The organism is Fictibacillus sp. UD (genome assembly GCF_043558025.1).
GTDB lineage: Bacteria > Bacillota > Bacilli > Bacillales > Fictibacillaceae > Fictibacillus.
The window spans coordinates 272,528-293,801 of sequence record NZ_JARUHH010000004.1 but is presented as its reverse complement, the minus strand read 5'-3'; the positions used below and the strand labels follow the sequence as shown (position 1 = coordinate 293,801).

Here is a 21,274-nt window from a genome sequence, read left to right as displayed (position 1 = left end):
AGACGTTCGCACACCACGGAAAGCGAGTTAATCGAAACAAAGATCTACCGCTTACTAAAACCAATAGAGCTTACGACAACTGCTAGGAATGAAGTTTACATTTTCTTCTTTGACAAGTTGATTGGAGTGTAAGGTGCGAGACTCCTGCGGGACCAGCGGTCAGGTGAGACCTTTAAGGCGCAAAGCGGCAAAGGGCTCACCGATCGCCCCGCGGAAAGGGAGCACCTGAAACGGAAATCAAAAACTTTCATTGTTTTCTTTTATCAACTATGATTACGAAAACATTCTTTAAAAAAGGATTTAAAGGGAAAGAGTAGTATAGGTAACAAAGACATACATCTAGGAGGTACACATATGTTAAAGTGGCAATCAAAAGAAGGATATACGAAACTGCTAAAAGATCTCGTTTCGATTCCAAGCATCACCCATCATGATGGAGAATTGTTTATGGCAGAGCACCTTCACCATACACTTTCTTCACTTGAATATTTCACAACACACCCGGATCACGTTCGCCATCATCCCCTTCCAGATGGCCGCAAACTGATAACGGCATTTGTACAGAATGATCCTAGTGTAAAAGAGACCATTATTCTATTAAGTCACTTTGATGTAGTCTCTGTTGAGGATTTTGGAGAATGGAAACACCTCGCTTTTCGGCCAGACGAACTTACCGAAAAGATTATTGAAAATAAAGAGCTTCTTCATCCTTTTGTTCAGGAAGATTTAAAGAATGGTGATTGGCTGTTCGGTCGAGGAACGATGGATATGAAAGCTGGTGTCGCGCTTCATATGTCTATGATTGAAAAAGCGGCAACCGGTCATTTTAATGGAAATGTTCTTATGATTTCCGTTCCGGATGAAGAAGTTCACTCTGAGGGAATGCTGGCAGGAGTCAGCGTTTTACGCCAGTTAAAGGAAGAGTATGATATTAAATACATCACTTGTTTAAACGGAGAACCTAGTTTCACAAAATTTCCGGGTGATACAGCGCCTTATATGTATACCGGATCAACGGGAAAGATTCTTCCTGGCTTTCTTTGTTACGGCAAAGAGACGCACGTTGGTGAACCGCTAGCAGGTATGAATGGCAATGCTATGGCAGCCGAGATTACGAGAGAACTAGAATGGAATGTTGATTTTGTTGAGACGTTCCGCACTGAAGCTACACCTGTACCCACAAACTTGATACAAAAAGATTTAAAAGATCATTATTCCGTGCAGATTCCACATGCGGCGGTTACTCTTTTTAACCTTATGCTGTTTAATCGACCGCTATCAGATATTACATCCATGCTGATGAATAGTGCTCAAATCGCAGCTAGAAAATTGGAAAACCGTTTTTACGAAAGAAGTAAAGCTGTTTCTAAAATTGTTCCTTTCACCCCTGAAAAAGAAAACATAAAAGTACTCACCTTTAACGAGCTCTATGAGCATGCGGTGACAAAATATGGACAAGAAGAACTAGACCGCAGAGAAAACATGCTGCAAACCAATAATCCAAACGCTGATGAAAGAGAGCTTACCATTCAATATGTATTTGAACTGGCGAGTCTGTGCAGAGACATCTCACCAATGATCGTCCTTTTCTACACACCGCCTTTTTATCCCGCTGTCTGTTCAAGCGATCATCCATTGATTAAAGCCACATCAGAAGAAGTAGTGAAACATGCAAAAAGTGAGTTCAACAGTGACCTTGTTAATGTTCATTACTTTAGTGGATTATCTGACTTAAGTTATATTGGTTTCAACGGTGATGCTCGTGACCTTGCGGCGTTCACTAGTAACTTTCCTTTACTGGGGTCAAGATATAACATTCCCTTTGATGATATGAGAGAGATCAACATTCCTGTCATTAACATCGGCCCGCTAGGCAAAGATGCTCATCAATGGACCGAACGGCTGGAAATCAACAAAGTGATGGATGAAACCCATCCGCTCATCGTGTTTGCGATGGAAACACTGTTTGAGAAAGCAAAAAACCAGATCTGAGTGAGATCTGGTTTTTTCTTTATGCAGTAAAATAAATGTCTTTTATTTTTTGTGCAACACCTTCAATATTGTTCGCCACTTGCTGTACACCGTACCCCATAAAAAGAGGTGATGTTACAAAGCGCGGCATAATCTTGCAGTACGAAGTCTCGTTATTCTTATAAAAGAAAAGATTGTAACTCGTACAGTTTCGGTGAAAATGATTAAGCAGAAAATGAGCTCCTGTCTGTATGCAATCTGCCAATAAAGTTAGATCAGCGTCTTTTTCCCAAATCACATTCAGCTCATAAAATCCTACTCGCGGTTCATTTGATACAGTGAACCTTACCCCATCTTTGTCTAAAATAGAGAGCCCCTCAAACTGATTAACAGAAAAATCATGCATACAATCCACTTCGTTTAGACCGATAATCTGCATATGAGGATGCCGTATCGTCCCGCCTGATAAAGGCCCATGGTTTTTAAAAAACATGACCGAACGATATTCTCCGCTATTTAACATGCGCTCCCAATGGTCCAGACCGAAACGCAGGACATCATAAAGGTGTTCCTTACTGTATTCAGATAGTTCTCCTTCACATTCGTCTGTTTCGATAAGGACGGTCTGATAGGCTCCATCAAGTACAGTATATTTATTTTTCACTAATAGAATTGAACCTCTTGTATCCAGTACTTCTTCCAGTTCATCAATGCGACAAAATGGACATGGAGTTTCTTTGTTTTTGATGCTGTTCGGCTTTTGTGCGCCTACTTCTGTAAAAAATTTTATGTGTGTTTTTTTCATGCTATTCACCGCTTTTGCTCGTTTCCTGTCTAATTTCTAGCTGCACATACATATATCCTGTTTGGCTACGGTTATTTATTCGTGAGTCGCTCCCACTTTAATATGCCTTCATTTTTCTTGATTGAACCGAGCCATACAAAGTCTTTATCCACTTCAAGAAGATCGGCTTTCATATCGTCGTCCGTAGAACCTGCTGTATAGACTTTTAGATTAACATAATTCCATAGTTCACCCAAATTTCCCTGCGCTTCATACGGTTCGTTTAACGTGAGATGTGATACTTCCTTCAAATAAGACTCAGTAAGAAAAAACTGTTCTTCTTGTGAAAGATTTTCAGGAAACCTGATATATACAGTTAATGTATCACCTTTTTGATACGCGTCAATTCCTGTAACATTATGATGATGCCTCATATCATGTCGTGCTTTTGTTAAAATTGCCTGATTGGCATAAGGGGTTTCCACAAAGAAATCGGCATCTTTATTCGTATCTTTTGTAAGCGGTATGCTTTCTGCAAACTGGATAAAAATAAAGATAAAGGCTACACCAAGCGCCAGACTTAAACTTTGATGAAACCAATGATACCACATGCTTTTAGGCGCAGGAGGTTTATTCAGATCACGTGTTTTCTGAAGAACACTTTGCCTATGTTCCTCTTTAAACGTAATGGTTTTCATACGGCCGTTGTTCAATATTTCAGGCAGCTGCTTTAACGGATCTTCCATGACTTCACCCTCCCTTTTCCAGTTTACGGCGTAGCATTTCTCTGCCTCGCTGAAGAATTGTTCTGACTGTCGCTTCTTTTTTATTTAAAATCTGGCTGATCTCATTAACCGTCAACTCTTTATAATAGTAGAGAAGGATGACCTCTCGATATTTAAGCGGAAGTTTCAAGACTTCATCTGCCAATGCTTCATGTTCACTTTTTTGCACGATAGAGAGTTCGGGTGTTAGAGCAGAGGTTGGTTTGGACTTGCTAAAACGATCAATTACATGAATGTACTTCTTCCATCCGCTTCTTAAATAGTCCTTACACAAATTAATGGTGATTGAATATACCCACGTTTTTACCGATGATTCATTTCGAAAGTTGTCCTTATGGATAAAACATTTCACAAATACTTCTTGTGCCAGATCCTCCGCTAATTTTCTATCTTTTACATACGTATAAGCGAGCCTTATCACCTTATCTTGGTACATGTCCATGATTTGTATAAGCCACTCTTCCTGACTCAAGTTGTGTAGATTAATCTCTGGTGACACAACATTTGTTTTCGTTTTCAAGTCCATCCCCCCTTAAACTCCATCTAACCTTTAGACGATTGTGAATTTAATTTTTATTCATTTTTTTGAAAGTAGTTGATTTCCGTTTCAGGTGCTCGCTTTCCGCGGGGCAGGCGGTGAGCCACATTCGTACGTTTCACTCTTAAGTGTCTCACCTACCCGCCTGTCCCGCAGGAGTCTCACACCTTCCACTCCAATCAACTTGTCACTGATGTCTTTTAAGCAAATCTATGAGGCTAGGACCTAATCAAAAGAATAGAGAATTTATTGTTGCTTTTGGTAACCCATTACTATAAGGCAGTAGCTAGAGTCTGATAGTTGAAGACCTGTAACAATTCTTTTTGTATAGTAAGATCGACCATTTAATCTTGAATAAAACTTAAATCGTCTCTCTAACCTGACTTTTTTGTAATGAAATGTATGTATCTTTAACCATTTATTTGTCATTTACTATTCTATATCTCCTATTCTATTTCCTTTAACAGACAATTTGTTACAGAGATAAGTCGAATTGTGTTTCATAGTGTAATATTTTGAAATATAAATGTAATATTATTTCGCGATAACTGACTAGTAATCAATGGTATAATCACATGAGTAAAGAAATTGGCAACATTTGCACTTACAAGGAGGAGTACCCATTTTGAAACGCAAGCTAGTAATGGCAACACTGTCTCTGAGTCTAGTATTCAGTACATATACCGTATCGGCAGAAACTCTGTCTTCTATAAAAAATAAAAAAGAACATAATCGCTCTGAACAGGATAAAAAGCAGGGTGAACTAAAAGAGAATCAAAATAAGCAAGATCACACAGTGGATCAAATCGAACAATTAAAGAGTTCTATAGATAAGACAGTTAAAGAAATTGAAAACAAAAAAGCATCCATCCAATCTACAAAAGCTTCTATTGAAAAACTGAAAAAAGAGATTGATGTGCTCGAGAAAAGAATCAAGGAACGTGACGCTCTTTTAAAAGAACGTGTAAGTTCCATGTATGAAAGCGGCGGGGCTGTCAACTACCTAGACGTTTTATTAGGCGCTAAAGATTTTGGCGATTTTCTTGATCGCGTATTTGCTTTAAACGTAATTGCTGAGCAAGACAAAGCGATTTTAGAAGAACACAGACAAGATAAAGCTTCTGTTGAAAAGAAAAAAGAAGAAGTTGAGACTCAACTAACCTCTCTTAATAAAGACTTAGCAGAGCTTGAGGGATTAAACCAAAAGCTAACTGATCAGAAAAAACAGAAAGCTGCTCTTCTGGCACACTTGCAAACAGAAGAAGGAGAAATCCATAGTCATATTATGCAATTAGAAGAGAAAAACGAACTGCTTTCAGCACAAGAAGCTGCAATTAAAGCAGAAATAGCTCGTGCAAAACGTGAAGAAGAAGAACGTAAAAAGAGAGAAGCGGCAGCTAAAGCAGCGGCTGAAGCAGCAGCTGCAAAAGCAAAAGCTGATGCAGCAGCAGCGGCAGCTAGAGCGAAAAGCAGCTCGTCAAACTCAAGTTCTTCAGCAGCACCAGCACCTTCATCACCACCGCCTGCACCAGCACCAGCTCCTGTGCCTGTCAGCCGTGATTTTATCATGCCTTCTCAAGGAATGATTACCTCAGGCTTCGGTCACAGAAGTGCGGGAATGCACTATGGATTGGATATTGCAAAAGGCGGAAGCGCGGTACCAATCGTTGCAGCAGCATCTGGAACAGTAGCAAGAGCTTATTATTCAAGCAGTTACGGAAACGTTGTCTATATTACGCACTATATTAATGGGCAACTTTATACAACGCTATATGCACACATGAGAACAACACCAGCTGTTCGTCAAGGTCAATCTGTTTCTCAAGGTACGTTCCTAGGCTACCAAGGAAACACTGGTGAATCGAGAGGTCAGCATTTACACTTCGAATTGCACAAAGGACCATGGAACGGATCCAAGTCAAATGCAGTTGATCCAAGACCATATCTTCAATAAAAAAGTAAAAGACGCAGAGAACATGATTCTTCTCTGCGTCTTTTTTATATGACTCCAGCAAGCAGTCTTCGAATTGGATGACGAGTGTATTCGGACATTAAACGATAGTTTGGTCTGATAATTTCTGGTGTTAAAAAAGCTGAGACTGTAGCACCAGGCATTCTCTTTTTATTAAGCACTTCAATAACCTCTCCAATCGTACCCGTACCAATTCCGTGGCCGAAGAATTGCCCGTTTCCAAGATCAATCAAATTTTCACCTTGCCATTGAGGCGTGTTTGGGTGATGCTCTGGATTTTTAACATATCTCACATCTCCAGGCAAGGAATCTCCAGACGGTACCTGAATAATTTGAAGGTCCTCATCATGTTCTGTACTGTAGAGAAGCAATCCGTTAAACAATTGATCAAACATACTCGTTCCAATTGTTTCAAGAACTGCTTTATAAAACATGATCATAATGGCGGTTGTACATTCGAATCCGTATTTTTTCCCGTTAATGAAAATGTCTGAAATGGCATCAGAAGGACGGACTCCCGATCGAAGTAAAAAACCGCCATAAGCTGTTCTTCTCCAATATTGAGGATTACAGCGAGAATTAACAAACGTAGCAAATCCCGCTCCACTATCACGCATTGCGTTTGCAGCTGCAACGATATTTGCACGCATAACAACTTCAAATAAAAATTGGTGAGGACTTCTGTAATAGAACGATTCTCTAGAATTTTCAAGCTTTTCACCTATTTGTTTCTGAGTTGATGTAAGCCCATTAAAACCAGAGATTTGAGCTGTATTTACTGGATACCCATTAACAAAAATCATTTCTCTCCCCCCTGTCTGCACAGGATATGATATTGTATGGCAGGATGAGAAAAGTGGTGTTTTTTATGCTCCTCTGTTTTGTAAAAATGCAAAAGGTGTTTTAAGCGGTAAAGGTTTGCTTTCTTCTAGCGTCAAAATTTCTTTTTTATCCTTTTTTACATGTCTCATTTCAAGGTGCTGCTGAAATCCTTCTCCCATAAGCTGAAACGCATAGATGGCGATGGCGAACATGATGATGGGTCCTAACGCAATATATGGATTCGATTGGATCATGAAATAATAATCCCCTATTAATCCAGACCACTCATTTGATACCGATTTTGGAGGATCATTAACCATAGGCGTGAAATCAACATCTGTTCCTCCAAAAAAGAGCTTAAAATACCCAAGGTGTGTAAAGATAATTAATACTTGAACACATTGCTGACACCACACAATAATGAGTTTGGGAAGTGTATGAGGCAATACATGTTTAGAGAAGATTCTCCATCGGCTGGCTCCTAAAACCTTCGCACCCTCAATAAAATCTTCTTTTAAAGTTGCAGCCATCAAGTTACTGATCATAGAACCAAGCAGCGGAACCACAAGTACAGTTAAGATGATGATTTCAAGTCCGATTCGCAGAGCAAATGAATAAATAAAATATCCTTCCATTTCAGGAATTTTCAATTGTTCTCTTAGAATGGGTGTGAGGACAAATACAGCTATGATTGTAAGCGGGATAAAATAAAAAGAACTGAGCAATTGATCTAGACTTTTTCTGATTTTTTCAGGCATGTAAAAGGTTAAAGGGATTGAAGCCAGGAGACTGATAAGAACCCGTAAAAACCCAATTGCGATGACGCTCAATAATGTAAATTTCGCACCTTGCAAAACTTTTAATGCAATATCATAACCAAGGGGATCGGTACCCATCGGAAACCTAAAGGATGGTTCGAATGGAGCTGCCTTAATCGGACTCATATTTTCATCATAAAGCACTTGGACTTGACGGATTTGGCTATCAAAAAATACAGAAAAGATAAGGCTCGAAACAATCAATCCCGAAATAATGCTAAAACCGATCCAAAATTTGTAGCTTCTTATCATACCAACTCACCTCTATTCGTAAAACGCCTAATGAACCATTCGAATACGGCAAAGATAAGAAAAAACGGAATCACAAGTAAAATGAGACAAGCCGCAAGCATTTCAGGTCTGAAATCATGGTACATATAATGTGTGATTCCATGGATATTGAAAATGATCTCGACTAACAATAAGTTGGAGATCATGAACCAAAGAACAGATTTTGAAAAATGAAAAATGCCTTCACTTGTGTTTCTAGTTACATGGACGATCAAAACATAAATCCTTCGCATCCCCTTCGCCAAACTCGTTTCTACGTATGGTTTCCCCATCTCTTCTTCTGTCATAAGAATCATCATTTTGTAAAAATAAACGAAAGGCAAAATCATGAGACACGCAATTGGCACTAGGTAGATTCTGCTATCCCCTCCTAATGCGGCAACATTTGAAACAAGGATTCCTGTCTTTTTATAAATTAGAACGATCCCCATCTGTACAAGTGCGAACACGAGGAGATCCGGTAAAGATTCTAAAAAGGTGAGAACATTTTTAATAATTTTTCTCAAATACATAGGAAGCATAAGTGTCCCCCATGTCAATAACTGCGCAGCGCAAAAAGCGATGAACAGTGCACCAAAAAGAATCGTCAATGAGTAAAAGTAAGGACTCCAGATGTCATCCAAAAATAAGCGCTCTTTTCCTTGATTGAAATAGATCATCTCGTTCATTTTAAGTACTTCATTAAATACAACTGCAATCTTATCTCCATAAGCAGAAACATCTTTATTAATGATCAGTTCCGGTAGCCCGCTTATAAGAATAATGGAAATAATCGTTAATAATAGCTGCAGTAATAGTTTTTTTATGATTTCCATCTAGCTCCCCCTTCTCTTACTTACATAGACGTTTACGATGGAACAAATCATTCAACTCTTTTTATTTTTCTTAAAGAATATAGGTACAAAGCGACAGGGGGCTCACCGGACGTCACGCGTAAAGCGAGCATCTGGAACGGAAATCAACGACTTTAAAGAGCACCAAAGTGTACGAAAACAGCTTTTCTTTTTTTAAGGATAAAAAGGAAAAAACAATCCATATTAAGGAAGAGAAAACATGGAATCGAGGATTTAATATGTGGAATAAGATCATGATCGGAGTTCTGCTTGCTGCTAGTATCAGCTTTTTATCTCCCTCCACTTCTGAAGCAAAAGAACCCCTTACTTATTTCCCTATCGTGAAAAAGGGGGAGGTCTTGGAGTGGAATCAAGTTAACAAACTCATCCCTAAAGGTGCTACGTTTAAAGTCATTGATTTGGAGACCGGTTTTTATTTTCAAGTTCAAAGAAGGGCTGGCAACAAACACGCAGATGTACAGCCGCTGACTCATGATGATACTGCTGTTTTAAAGCATCTGTATAACGGTAAATGGAGCTGGAACCGGCGGGCCATACTGATTCCTGTTAAAGGCAGAATGTTAGCTGGGAGCATGCACGGAATGCCGCACGGAGCAGGAGCCTTAGAAAACGGGTTCCCAGGTCACTTTTGTATTCATTTCTTGGGAAGTTCTACACATCGTTCCCGTAATATTGACCCCTCCCACCAATACATGATTTTGAAAGCTGGAGGACAATTAGCAAAATTCGCTTCTGGTGCAAGTGCAAAGCAAGCGGTATCCATGTTTTTAGTCGGTATGAAACAGCAGGATATTAAAATTGCTAAACCTGTACTTTCATCCATATTACTACAGGACAGAAGCATCACTTCACTATTCAAAGGCATTACAAGCATGCAATATGAAATCAGGACGCCAAGCAGCAGATACCCTCCTATCGTAAGAACTGAAATAAGGGCGAAAATCAAAAAATACGGTGATGACGGCTTGCATTCTGATACCTACACGTTTTTATTAGAAAGAAAATCAATGACAGACGGTTGGAAAATCATAAAAATCAGACTTTAATAACCTTAAGATGTGTGAAGTCGCGTCTTGGGGTTTTTGTTTTTGGCTGTTTATTGGAAGTGGTTGATTTCCGTTCCAGGTGCTCGCTTTCCACGGGGCAGGACGGACAAGGAAGGCTACGGCAGCGAAACATCGCAAGAAGAAAATTTGAAGTTCAATTTTCGAGGAGTCTCCCACCTTGCACTCCAATCAACTGTCATAGAGGACAAAATTTGAAAGCAACAAACTTTTAGAAAAGAGCCTTTAGAAAAAACATTTTTCAGTTAAAACCGAATGAAAATAAAATATTTTAATTAATCGTTCGTATTTTACTTGAAATACCTTTGAATAATTGTTATATTTACCAAGGGAAAAACAGTTCAAGAAAAACTACCAAGAATTTCAAGGGGGATAATATGAATACCCATTATGATGTAATTATTGTTGGCGCAGGTCCTGCAGGTATTTTTACGAGCTATGAATTAACAAGACAGCTTCCTGAAGCGAAAATTTTATTAATAGATAAAGGGCACGATATCTATGCCCGATCATGTCCAATTTTAGAGAAGAAAATACAAAAATGTCCCCCTGCAGCAGGGAGAAAAGATTTTGCTGGCTGCTTACCTGCTTGCTCTATTACGAATGGTTTTGGGGGAGCTGGTGCCTATTCCGATGGAAAATTCAATATTACGAGTGAATTCGGCGGATGGATGACCGATTATCTTTCTGAAGAAAAAGTAATTGAACTTATTAAATATGTGGACGAAATTAATTTAGAGCACGGTGCAACGGATTCGATTACTGACCCGCTTACACCTGAAGTAAAAGATATCGAAAAACGTGGATATGCTGCATGCTTAAAGCTATTGCGCGCTCAAGTTCGTCATCTTGGTACTGAACAGAACCTTGAAATTCTTAAAAGCATCTATGAATTTTTAAAAACACGCATTGAGATGAAATATAAAGCCGAAGTTGAAGATCTTATAACAGAACGCGCTGCTGAAGGACATGTTGCAAAAGGAATTCTCTTAAAAGACGGAACTTCCCTTTCTGCTGAAAAAGTTGTAATCGTTCCCGGTCGTGATGGTTCTTCTTGGCTGACAAAGATTCTAAAAAAACGCCGCATTAAAATGACAGCAAACCAAGTCGATATTGGTGTTCGTGTAGAGACATCTAATCTCGTAATGGAAGAAATCAATAAGCATCTGTACGAAGGCAAATTTGTATTCAATACTTCTGTAGGCACAAAAGTGAGAACGTTCTGCTCAAACCCTTCTGGTCACGTTGTTGTAGAGAATCATTCCGGAATCATGCTTGCTAACGGTCATGCTTATAAAGATCCTAAGCTTGGCAGCGAGAATACAAACTTTGCACTTCTTGTTTCTCACCAATTCGCTGAACCGTTCGATCAGCCGACTGAATACGCTCATGAAGTATCTCGATTAGCGAATCAGCTTTCAATGGGCGGACTAGTTGTTCAAAAGTACGGAGATATCTTAAAAGGGCGTCGTTCTACTGATAAACGCATAAAAGAAGGTTTTCTGCGCCCTACTTTAAAAGAAGCTGTTCCTGGTGATTTAGGGTTAGTGCTTCCGTATAACACGATGAAAAGCTTAATTGAAATGACAGAAGCGTTAGATAAAGTTACGCCTGGTATCGCGTCAGAACATACATTGTTTTACGGCGTAGAAGCAAAATTCTATTCTGCACGTCCGAAGCTTGATGACAAGTTTGAATCTGAAATCAGCGGATTATATGTCGGCGGAGATGGAGCTGGAATAACAAGGGGTCTTGCACAAGCGAGCGCTTGCGGTGTTTGGATTGCTCAGAATGTAGCGGCTAAGATTAAAGAAAACGAAAGAATACCAGCGATGGTTTAAAATTTTTTGACCTTTCTGCTCAAAAGATTCTAAACAACAAAAAGCAAGATGCCTAATCTTCTGGCATCTTGCTTTTCTTGTTTATGTGGAGAAAATTACGATTCTTCCTCTGATCAGTGCAATAATGAATCCTACAACAGCTCCGATTAGAGCTGGTAAAAGCCAGCCGATTCCGTCTGCATATAAAGGGATATGAGAGTAGATCTGTTCGATTGAACCTAGATTAAAGCCAAATGCTTTTAATCCATCAGCAATAGAAATTAATGCTGTCGCAATAATTCCACCAAGGTATACTTCTTGTCTTCCTGAAAATGCTTCATGAAAATAAGACAAAATGATGAGCACGATTGCCACTGGATAAATAGCTGTTAATACAGGCACAGAAACTTTAATCAACTGACTTAAACCAAGATTCGCTACACCTGCACTAAAAATGCTTAATACAAGAATAACGGTTTTATAAGGTAGCTTCGGAAACATCTTGTTTGCAAACTCACCACAAGCAGTTACAAGTCCAACAGAGGTTGTTAAACAAGCGAGTGCTACAGCAAGACCTAGAAGTAAGTTTCCGGGCTGGCCAAACAGTTGTGAAACTACATTTGTTAAGATTTGTCCGCCATTATCTGATTTCCCAAGCGCTTGACTTGTTGCGCCAAGGTAAGCAAGGATTCCGTACACTGCTGCTAAACATAAAGCGGCAATAACACCTGCTTTGATAACCATTTTAGTCACTTGTTCTTTCTTCATACCAGGTTGCTTTACAGCTGTAATCACAACGATTCCAAACGCAAGTGCACCAAGTGTATCCATCGTTAGATAGCCGTCCATGAACCCTTTGATTAACGGACTGCTCGCATATTCTGGAGTTGCCTGTCCTAATTTCCCAACTGGTGTAATAATCGCTTTTACAAGTACAGTACCGATAATAATCAGCAATAAAGGCGTTAAGATATTACCGATACGGTCCACGAGCTTGGATGGATTTAATGCTAGCCAGTAAGTTAGAGCAAAAAATACGACTGTGAATAAGAATAATGGCAGTCCGCCATTCATACTTTCAGGCAAGAATGGCATAGCCGCCATCTCGTATGCAACTGTACCTGTTCTTGGAATTCCAAAGAAAGGACCGATTGCTAAATAAAGAATGATAGCAAATCCTGCACCAAATAGAGGGTTTACGCGTTCAGTCAGCGTCTGCAGTCCACCACCTGATCGAGCTAAAGCGATAACACCTAATAAAGGTAAACCTACCCCTGTTATAAAAAAGCCAATCATGGACTGCCAGACCATATCTCCTGCTGACTGACCCAAAGCTGGCGGAAAGATTAAATTTCCTGCTCCAAAAAACAAAGCAAATAACATTAAGCCCACCGAGAGCGTTCGTTTTTCCATGTTATATGTCCTCCTCCGTGGTCATTTATTTAAGATAGTATTTATCGAAATTTGTCGAAATATTTTAATCCATATGTATTTGTAACATGATATTTGATTGGAGTCAATATTCAGATATAATGAATTTTCTAATAAATTGTGACATAAGAAAAGGACTGAAATTTTCTCAGCCCTTTTTTAGGTAATTAACGGTTCGTTGGGAACACACGTTGAATCGTATCATTGAACTCTTTGATGAAACCTGAAACTGGATTTCCTTTGTTGATCTCATCTGCATAGCCTCTCATACGGTCCATAAAATCAGGGTTTGTGGATACAAACACATCATTGATGTCTTGATCTGTACTTCTTACAGCGTCCCCGATCTTTTTCTCTGTTTCCTTCGTAAGCTTCATGCTTTCTCCACCTTCAAGCATAGCAGCAACATAAGCATTATTATCTGTAACGATAACTGTAGCGTTCTGGACTTCTTTTAAGTCTGTAACTTTGTTAGCAGCCTCATCAGCAACATCCATTCGCGCATTTTCATCATAACGGTAGTTGTCTGTCCCCATATTCATGTTGTTGTTCATATCGTTCATGTTACGATCAGCACGATTGTCATAATTTACTTCTGTCATGTTATTACGCGCTTCTCTTCCCATGTCTTTATCGTTGTTGTTCATACCGCAAGCACCTAAAAAGGAAGCAAGCATTACGGCCATTGAAGTAACGAGAATAGTCTTTTTCATTAGATGACACTCCTTATAAAAATTTTTGACTGTCATCTAATAAAATTTGTAGGGACAAGAGAAAATATACATGAGGGTTGATTGTTGTTAGGAAATGGTTATAAAAAAACGCCTCCCAAAAAGGAAGACGATTTCTATTTAAAACCTTCGTTTGAATATGAACTTTTGTTTTTCGGTTTAAAGATTAGCCATGCAACAACACTTAAAATAACAATAGTGAATGCATACAACCCGATCTTATGGATCACATCCATCACAAGTGCCCATCGTCCTGCAAGCTGATAGCCAATTAGTATGAAAAAGGAACACCAGAAAATAGCTCCACTGTATGCGAAAAGTGCAAATTGCCTCAAGCTCAATGAATACATTCCTGCAAAATAAGCAGTCAGATGTCTAACACCTGGCATGAAGTATCCAAAAAACAAAGCAGCCTTTCCATATTTCAAGAAGAAATTTTGTGTTTTATTTATTTTATCTTCGGAAATTCCAATCTTCGGACTAAGTTTTTTTAACAAAGGCTTACCGCAGCTTGTTCCGATGTAATAACTCCCCGTAATACCTGTAATCGCACCGAAAAAAGCACTTAATATAGCAGGCACTGCTTCAAGATCTCCTGCAAAAATAAAGTAGCCTACTGTGGCCAAAAGGATTTCATCAGGAATCGGCAGCCCAATAATACCTAATGCCAATAATAAAAAAATGCCAAAATAGCTATATTGATGAATGATATTTATTAAGTCAAATTCCATGACGTCACCAACTTCTTTTTTTACACCTTCTACCATTGTAACGATAAATTGGGTAACTTGGGAAGGGGAAAATACATTTTAGTAAAAAGAACTCTATTTAATGTAGCATATGCTTGTGGGACGAGATGGACACTATGTGCATATCGTCGCTAAATCATCCCATCCAAAACATTCTTCTATCAGCTTTTGGTTTCCAATCATAATTTGTTCTTCATCTATTTTTTTCCCGCCTAATGAAAGATATGCTTGTTTTGACGGATTATCTTTCAAAACCCAAACAATCATACTGTTCTTTTCATTTGCTGCAAGTTCAGCCGCAAAAGTTCGTAGCATTTTCGTTCCATATCCCTTTTGCTGGACGTGTTTTAATAAGTAAAAGGCATATACTTCTCCCGCGTATGGATGATGAGATCGAATAGCGCCCCCAGAAATAAAACCGCAAAGATTTCTTTCTTCATCTTCTAAAACTAAAACAATGTGTGAGTCTCCTTGCCTCAGCCATTGTTCCCATTTTGCTGTTCGTTCCTCAACCGACATTTGTGACAAGTATTCTGAATCAACTAATCCTTTGTACGATTGCTGCCAGCTTTTCACGTGAACATGCGCAATGTTCGCTGCGTCTGTTAAAAGAGCCCGCCGTATGTTCATGTTGTACACCTCTTGTTAGAAATTTTTTATATGCTAAATCCACCATTTGCTCTGTGGCAATAGCGTTACAGGCAATTGAAATCGCTCTTCAAACCATGGTTTCATGTGCGTTACATGCACTAAATACTCTGAGGCTGCATGGGATACACCTATTAAACTCATAGATGTTGTATCGATAAAATCTTTCATTTGATCATATTTCTTTCTTCCATAATCATTATCGATATGACAATGCACTTCTCCAGTCAAATAAGCTTGTGCTCCCAACTTTTCAGCTTCTTTCATCGCATCCACTTTATCACCACAGCCTGCTATGATTGCTAGTTTTGTAATGTTAGAGCGTGAATTTCCATGTACATCTGCATAAGGAATAGAGAAAATTTCTTTTGATACAGCAATCAGATCTTCTGTAGATATGGGTTCAATCTCACAAATAACACCACATGCTCCTTTTTCATCTTGATAGAACTCACCAATTACTTTCGCATTGAGCGCTTCAGCTATTGCATCACTCGTACTGATCACTCTGGAATAATCCAGTGGAACATGAAGAGTATATACAGATAAACTCTTTTTCTTCATTTGTTGAATATAACGCGGCGGAATAGGAATAAACCCGCTTCCCCACTTCCCGCGTGGATCTCCACACTCCATGACGAGAGGGTGGTGCATAAATAAGAGATCGCCAGGGCTGCTTTTTTCAATAAAACGAGTTAATACTTCGTCCGATGGAAACACAGCCAGGAAAACACGGTTAACTTCTTCTTTTCCTCTTAACATGAGTCCGTTAAAAAGTTGTGTGAATTCTGTTTGAAATTCATTTCTCCAATCAAACCCGATTGGGTCATAAACCATTGGGATAAAACGGCTGAACGCTGGGTCTTTGCCGATCTCCCTATAATGGAAAAGCTCATCAATTGCGTTATCTATTTCTTTCAATTGAACCATGTTGTTCGGCACCTTTCCTATTAATAAAATAAATAATCTCAGGATCTCCCTCATCTAAGTTGTCAACCTTACCACTTTTACTAAACCCACTTTTCGTGAAGACCCTTTTCATAGACTCGTTTGATTCATTGGTTGAAGAAAACAGTTTTTCTGTTGGTGAAATCTGTGTCATGCGGCTCAGCAAGGAACTAGCCAGACCTTTTCTTTGATGTGCGGGATCAATCATAATGAGAGATATAAAGCAGCACTCAAAGAATTGAAGATGATAGATAAGAAACCCACATATTTCATTTCCAGAAGATATAATCAAACACCTTTCCTGTTTTATCGCTTGATCTATTTCTTCTTTTCTTCGGTCACTTCCGATCATTTTTTGATCTATATCTACTATTTCGTTAAGATCGTGTTCATTTGCTTGCCGAATTTCCATATGTATCATCCTTTTATTTGTGATTATGTATGGGTTTGCTACAATAAAGAAAAAGTAGAGGTGTTATTCTTATGGCTATTGTAGATATTACAATTATTCCAATCGGTACTGAAACGCCAAGTGTCAGTTCTTATGTAGCAGAGATTCAAAAAGTCCTTCAACAAAACGAAGATAAAGTAATCTATCAGCTTACCCCAATGAGCACATTGATCGAAGGAGAACTTTCGGATCTTTTTGATGTCATCCAACAGCTGCATGAAGTACCGTTCTCTAATGGCATTCAGCGGGTTGCGACAAACATCCGAATAGATGACCGCCGCGATAAGAAGTCCACGATGGCTGGAAAACTCCAAGCTGTTGAGGCACAGATGAATAAGAAGTAGTGGCTGGTTTACCCGGTGCAGTAAACTGAGTGTAAATCTTGGATGGCACTCGTATTTTTCATATGGCGCTCGTATTTTTCATATGGCGCTCGTATTTTTCATATGGCGCTCGTATTTTTCATATGGCGCACGTATTTTTCATATGGCGCACGTCCAGCGTGCTTGTCAGCCGCTGGACGAGCATAAAATTGCACCACCAGCGACTTATTAAGAAAAAAGCTTACTCCCCAGGGTAGTTTCATCCCGTTCGGAGTAAGCTTTACTCTATTTATTCTCCCTTTGAAGCTTTCACTTCAGCCTTTTCCTTTGTTGCTACCGCATTCGGCTGCTTTTTGGCAAAATCAATGCGAAGATCGTCAATGCTTTGACGCACGTTGCCTTTGCCAGAGAAGTTTTCTAGTAATTCTTTAACATCAATGCCAGATGAAGCTTTTAATGATTCTTGCAGAGAGGACATCAAGTTTGTCGCATAACCTGTAATACGGTTCGCTCCGCCGTTCTCACTGCCGCCTGTATCCACGACTGTGATTTTATCAATGTTAGAAAGTGGTGCTGCCACTTGCTTCGCGTATTCCGGAAGCATCTTAATCATCATATCCATCATCGCAGCTTGGCCGTACAACTCGAACGCTTCGGCAATCTTCTGCTTTGCTTCGGCTTCAGCAAGACCTTTCAGACGGATAACGTCTGCTTCAGATTCCCCTTTTGCACGTTCTGCTTCTGCTCTTGAAAGACCGTCTAAACGTACTTTTTCAGCCTCGGCTTTTGCCATTGCTTCAACACGATACTTATGAGCATCTGCCTCTGCAACTTGTTTGCGTTTGTCGGCTTCCGCGGACTGTTCAACCGCATAACGGTCTGCATCAGCTTTCTTCTTCACTTCTGAGTCATACTGCTTTTCACGGCGCAGAATCTCTTTTTCTTCAAGTTCAATCTGTTTTTGACGCTCGATGATTTTGATTTGCATCTGCTGTTCCGTAACTTGTTGTTTTGCGATTGCTTCTTCTAGATGGTAAGCCTGGTCAGCACGTGCTTTTGCAACATCTTGCTCACGGCGGAACTCAGCTACTTTTAACTGATTCATCTTTTCAGCTTCAGCTACTTCCGTTGCACGGCCTAGCTCTGACTGCTTCGCTTCTTTATCTGCTTCAGCACGCTTGATGCGCGTTTCTTTTTCCGCTTCCGCCATTGCCATATCAGCATCACGTTTAATTTGTGCGATACGCGGTTTACCTAGTGCGTCTAAATATCCATTCTTATCACGCAGATCCTTAATCGTAAATGAAACGATAATCAATCCCATTTTCGCAAGGTCTTGAGAAGCAACACGCTGAACTTCTTGCGAGAATTTTTCACGATTTTTATAAATTTCTTCAACGGTCATAGAACCTAGAATGGAACGCAAATGACCTTCAAGTACTTCACGAGCTTCGTTTTCACGATCTTCTTTCAACTTTCCTAAAAACTGTTCAGCTGCAGTCGCGATTTCGCCAATAGAGCTTCCGACCTTTATGATTGCTGTTCCATCAGCCATAACCGGAACCCCTTGCTCTGTATATACCTCAGGTGTTTGAACATCCAGTTTACTCGTTAACAAGCTCAGTGGCTTTGCTTGTTGAAATACCGGCAGAACGAACGTACCGCCACCGCGTACAATTTTAATCCGGTTTCCAGATTCGTCGATATTGACGTTCTTACTTCCTAAGAAACTTCCTGTTACGATTAATGCTTCATCAGGACTCGCTGTACGATATTTCGTAATAAAAACACTAATAAGAGCAACGATTAAAAATACAACAATCCCAATTACAATAAATAACGGTGAAAAACTCATAACAACCCCTCCAATTAATGAATATATGTTTGTTCCACTTGCTCATAGCGCATGACGGATACAACACCTTTTTGGATATCGATGATCAGCACTTTTTCCCCTTGTGAAATCGGCTTGTTATCCATGCTTATAGCAGATTTAGAGATTCTTCCGCTAATGCCTTCAATTAATATTTCGCCAAACCCATCTGGAGGAACAGAAGTTAGTACTGTGCCGACTCTTCCCTTTAAATCTTCGTCACGATATGCCAGTGATTCTTCGGAAGATCGAATAGGCATAAGAACGAAAACATTTAGAAGAGTAACGAGCAACAACGCCAGCAGCGCACTAAACACCATAATGAACCAGCTGTTAATATTGGTCATAATCTCTAATAAATATCCTGAAGCAGATCCAATTGTTAAAAAGGATAAGATGAGCGATGGATGTAAGAAATCCAATGCCGCTTCAAGCATGTCACCAAAAAGAATATACACAAAAGTAATGCATCCAAAAATGATAAAACTGCCCAAATAGATTGTAGACAACGGATACCCAAACAGCTCCATGGTCATCTCTCCTGTCTTAATAAACTTTTAAAACCAAAGATATTTGGAAACCACACCCCTCTTGTCAAACTTCTTCAACCTTAACAAAATGGACCTAAATATATTGTAATATTTTGTCGACTTATAAATATTTTCCAATATTGGATGTATATAGTTTATTACGTGAACACATCAAAAAAGTTTCAGTTTGTTAACAAAATTTTGTATAATTTTGTTAAGAAGGGTGGTATTCATTTGTATATTGATCGGTTAAGAATGACATTGGAAGCGCAGAAAAACCTAGAAGAAGCAGAAAAGATGAGTAAATATATGCGCGGGCAGTACGAGTATTTTGGGTTGCGTGCACCCATTATGAAAGAAACGATGAAAGCCTTCATAAAAGAAAACGGACTTTTAGCTCACAATGAACTTTTTCCCTTTTTAAAAGAAGTGTGGGCTATGCCGGAACGTGAAATGCAGATGGCAGGTCTATCACTTGCAGACAAGTTAAAAAAACAGATGACAATAGAAGATATCGAGTGGATTGAATATATCATTGTAAATAAAAGCTGGTGGGACACTGTTGATCATATTGCAAAACACATTGCCGGGTATTACTTTTTAAAATTTCCTGAAGAAATTACACACGTAACTGAACGTTGGATTGACTCTAAAAACATTTGGCTTATGCGTTCTGCGATTCTGTTTCAACTTGGGTATAAAGATAAAACGGATAAAGAGCTCTTGGCACACATCATCAAAGAAACGAAATACGAGCAGGATTTCTTTATACGTAAAGGGATTGGATGGGCACTTAGAGAGTACGCATATACGAACGGAGATTGGGTGTGGGAGTTCGTACATAAAGAAGAATTAAGTCCACTTTCATATAAAGAAGCCATCAAAAATATTAAGAAAACAAAGCAGCCGAGTTAATACGGCTGCTTCATTATTTTTCAAACCGGTAACCCAACTCGGCTACAACATACCGAATCGCATTGCGAAATGATACAAATGTTGGCTGATTCGTATGAACACCTAGTGAGACCATATTTTTGACCATGTCTTTAGGGAAGCCGCAGTACAATACCTTTGCCCCCATTAACTCAATAGAATCTGTCAGCTTCTGAATTTCCTGTCCTAGTTCAGCATCCTTAAGCGTCGTTACGCCAGAAAAATCTAATATGACATATTCAGCTTGATTGTTTAAACACTCGTTTAATAGTTTCGTTGTTAATGTTTCAAGCCGTTCCAATGTTAGTTCTCCGATTAATGGAACAAGAAGTGTATGTTCTGCGATTGTTTGCAGAATAGGCGTAGACAATTCATCGAACATTGCTTTCGTTCTTTCCTTTTCTTGTTCACGCTCCGTTACATCTTTCCACGTTAAAAGGTAGCCAAGTTTCTGTCTCTTCACAATTAGTTCTTTAAGAATTAATCGCGTTACATATGTACGGAAGAGAACGAGCTGCACATCAATTGGAAACTCACCGTTTAAAAACATATCTTTTTGATAAGAGGCCTTATAAAAGGTTGAGATAGGAGTGCCAATGATCTCTTCTGCAGAATGGAGTCTAAAATGTCCCTTTAAAGTTTCGAGTAATCTCTTGCCACTATTATTAACCCATGCTATTCGTAAATCTAAATCTATGAAAAAGATATTTTCTTCTAAACAATTCAGTGTATCTTTAACACTCTCATCTAACTGATCAGTCATTGTAAGGTCCCCTTTAATATCGTCCTCTCTCTATCATATCTAAGTTTTTGTAAATACTCTATCAATTCCCATCTCACTATGTAAGCGCTGTCTAAATCTTTACAAAAATCCCTGTTGTGCGATTGATAATCTCCATGTAATATGTCCATATCAAACAAACAAGTGTATTTTCCAT

General features: G+C 39.1%; 21 protein-coding genes. 6 read left to right on the top strand and 15 right to left on the bottom strand.

Annotated elements, in window-relative coordinates; all coding sequences use genetic code 11:
- The first annotated feature begins 354 nt into the window (after nt 1-354).
- The gene (locus tag P8610_RS09550; RefSeq protein ID WP_394604196.1) at nt 355-1,992 is read left to right on the top strand and encodes a M20/M25/M40 family metallo-hydrolase; all 1,638 of its coding nucleotides are present in this window, start codon (nt 355-357) and stop codon (nt 1,990-1,992) included.
- Nucleotides 1,993-2,011: 19 nt separating this feature from the next.
- On the opposite strand, the gene P8610_RS09545 is transcribed toward P8610_RS09550, so the two are convergent.
- From P8610_RS09545 to P8610_RS09535, 3 genes are all read right to left on the bottom strand, one after another.
- Entirely contained in the window at nt 2,012-2,776 is a 765-nt protein-coding gene (locus tag P8610_RS09545; protein WP_394604195.1) for a DUF4931 domain-containing protein, read from the bottom strand.
- Between the two features lie 71 nt (nt 2,777-2,847).
- Nucleotides 2,848-3,501: a hypothetical protein gene (locus P8610_RS09540; protein WP_394604194.1), complete on the bottom strand. Its 654-nt coding sequence runs from the start codon at nt 3,499-3,501 to the stop codon at nt 2,848-2,850.
- 4 nt (nt 3,502-3,505) lie between these two features.
- Nucleotides 3,506-4,060: a sigma-70 family RNA polymerase sigma factor gene (locus tag P8610_RS09535; RefSeq protein ID WP_394604192.1), complete on the bottom strand. Its 555-nt coding sequence runs from the start codon at nt 4,058-4,060 to the stop codon at nt 3,506-3,508.
- A 643-nt stretch (nt 4,061-4,703) separates the two neighbouring features.
- Here P8610_RS09535 and P8610_RS09530 point away from each other — a divergent pair.
- Nucleotides 4,704-6,032: a murein hydrolase activator EnvC family protein gene (locus P8610_RS09530; RefSeq protein WP_394604190.1), complete on the top strand. Its 1,329-nt coding sequence runs from the start codon at nt 4,704-4,706 to the stop codon at nt 6,030-6,032.
- A 44-nt stretch (nt 6,033-6,076) separates the two neighbouring features.
- On the opposite strand, the gene P8610_RS09525 is transcribed toward P8610_RS09530, so the two are convergent.
- The 3 genes from P8610_RS09525 to P8610_RS09515 form a co-directional block, all read right to left on the bottom strand.
- On the bottom strand, nt 6,077-6,853 hold the full coding sequence (locus P8610_RS09525; RefSeq protein WP_394604188.1) for a protein-glutamine gamma-glutamyltransferase: 777 nt from the start codon (nt 6,851-6,853) through the stop codon (nt 6,077-6,079).
- A gap of 63 nt (nt 6,854-6,916) precedes the next feature.
- Nucleotides 6,917-7,942, bottom strand: a complete 1,026-nt coding sequence (locus P8610_RS09520) for an ABC transporter permease (RefSeq protein WP_394604186.1) — start codon at nt 7,940-7,942, stop codon at nt 6,917-6,919.
- Nucleotides 7,939-8,796 (bottom strand): ABC transporter permease subunit, encoded by an 858-nt coding sequence (locus tag P8610_RS09515; RefSeq protein ID WP_394604184.1) that lies wholly within the window; start codon nt 8,794-8,796, stop codon nt 7,939-7,941. Before P8610_RS09515 ends, P8610_RS09520 begins: the two co-directional genes overlap by 4 nt.
- Nucleotides 8,797-9,053: 257 nt before the next feature.
- On the opposite strand from P8610_RS09515, the gene P8610_RS09510 reads away from it, so the two are divergent.
- Nucleotides 9,054-9,881: a hypothetical protein gene (locus P8610_RS09510; RefSeq protein WP_394604182.1), complete on the top strand. Its 828-nt coding sequence runs from the start codon at nt 9,054-9,056 to the stop codon at nt 9,879-9,881.
- Nucleotides 9,882-10,276: 395 nt separating this feature from the next.
- The gene (locus P8610_RS09505; RefSeq protein WP_394604180.1) at nt 10,277-11,740 is read left to right on the top strand and encodes an NAD(P)/FAD-dependent oxidoreductase; all 1,464 of its coding nucleotides are present in this window, start codon (nt 10,277-10,279) and stop codon (nt 11,738-11,740) included.
- A gap of 81 nt (nt 11,741-11,821) precedes the next feature.
- Here P8610_RS09505 and brnQ read toward each other — a convergent pair whose 3' ends face one another.
- The 6 genes from brnQ to P8610_RS09475 form a co-directional block, all read right to left on the bottom strand.
- On the bottom strand, nt 11,822-13,132 hold the full coding sequence (gene brnQ / locus P8610_RS09500) for a branched-chain amino acid transport system II carrier protein (RefSeq protein WP_289494567.1): 1,311 nt from the start codon (nt 13,130-13,132) through the stop codon (nt 11,822-11,824).
- 185 nt (nt 13,133-13,317) lie between these two features.
- The gene (locus P8610_RS09495) at nt 13,318-13,863 is read right to left on the bottom strand and encodes a YhcN/YlaJ family sporulation lipoprotein (protein ID WP_289494566.1); all 546 of its coding nucleotides are present in this window, start codon (nt 13,861-13,863) and stop codon (nt 13,318-13,320) included.
- Nucleotides 13,864-13,997: 134 nt separating this feature from the next.
- The gene (locus tag P8610_RS09490) at nt 13,998-14,612 is read right to left on the bottom strand and encodes a DedA family protein (RefSeq protein ID WP_394604178.1); all 615 of its coding nucleotides are present in this window, start codon (nt 14,610-14,612) and stop codon (nt 13,998-14,000) included.
- Nucleotides 14,613-14,744: 132 nt separating this feature from the next.
- Nucleotides 14,745-15,260 (bottom strand): GNAT family N-acetyltransferase, encoded by a 516-nt coding sequence (locus tag P8610_RS09485; protein ID WP_394604177.1) that lies wholly within the window; start codon nt 15,258-15,260, stop codon nt 14,745-14,747.
- A gap of 33 nt (nt 15,261-15,293) precedes the next feature.
- Complete coding sequence (locus tag P8610_RS09480) at nt 15,294-16,208, bottom strand: Nif3-like dinuclear metal center hexameric protein (protein WP_394604175.1); 915 nt, start codon at nt 16,206-16,208, stop codon at nt 15,294-15,296.
- Nucleotides 16,183-16,638: a GNAT family N-acetyltransferase gene (locus P8610_RS09475; protein WP_394604173.1), complete on the bottom strand. Its 456-nt coding sequence runs from the start codon at nt 16,636-16,638 to the stop codon at nt 16,183-16,185. The genes P8610_RS09480 and P8610_RS09475 overlap by 26 nt, the downstream gene beginning before the upstream one ends.
- 71 nt (nt 16,639-16,709) lie before the next feature.
- Between P8610_RS09475 and P8610_RS09470 the strand changes: the two genes are divergently transcribed.
- The gene (locus P8610_RS09470) at nt 16,710-17,021 is read left to right on the top strand and encodes an MTH1187 family thiamine-binding protein (protein ID WP_394604172.1); all 312 of its coding nucleotides are present in this window, start codon (nt 16,710-16,712) and stop codon (nt 17,019-17,021) included.
- 268 nt (nt 17,022-17,289) lie between these two features.
- On the opposite strand, the gene P8610_RS09465 is transcribed toward P8610_RS09470, so the two are convergent.
- Together P8610_RS09465 and P8610_RS09460 are read right to left on the bottom strand one after the other, a co-directional pair.
- Nucleotides 17,290-18,855 carry a flotillin family protein gene (locus P8610_RS09465; RefSeq protein ID WP_289494560.1) on the bottom strand — a complete coding sequence of 522 codons (1,566 nt, stop codon included), beginning with the start codon at nt 18,853-18,855 and terminating at the stop codon, nt 17,290-17,292.
- Between the two features lie 14 nt (nt 18,856-18,869).
- A complete protein-coding gene (locus P8610_RS09460; RefSeq protein WP_394604171.1) occupies nt 18,870-19,403 on the bottom strand; it encodes an NfeD family protein in 534 nt (177 codons plus the stop codon).
- A 234-nt stretch (nt 19,404-19,637) separates the two neighbouring features.
- Between P8610_RS09460 and P8610_RS09455 the strand changes: the two genes are divergently transcribed.
- Nucleotides 19,638-20,318 carry a DNA alkylation repair protein gene (locus P8610_RS09455; protein WP_394604169.1) on the top strand — a complete coding sequence of 227 codons (681 nt, stop codon included), beginning with the start codon at nt 19,638-19,640 and terminating at the stop codon, nt 20,316-20,318.
- A 13-nt stretch (nt 20,319-20,331) separates the two neighbouring features.
- Here the strand turns inward: P8610_RS09455 and P8610_RS09450 are convergent, their stop codons facing one another.
- The gene (locus tag P8610_RS09450; RefSeq protein ID WP_394604167.1) at nt 20,332-21,099 is read right to left on the bottom strand and encodes a hypothetical protein; all 768 of its coding nucleotides are present in this window, start codon (nt 21,097-21,099) and stop codon (nt 20,332-20,334) included.
- Nucleotides 21,100-21,274 lie beyond the last annotated feature (175 nt).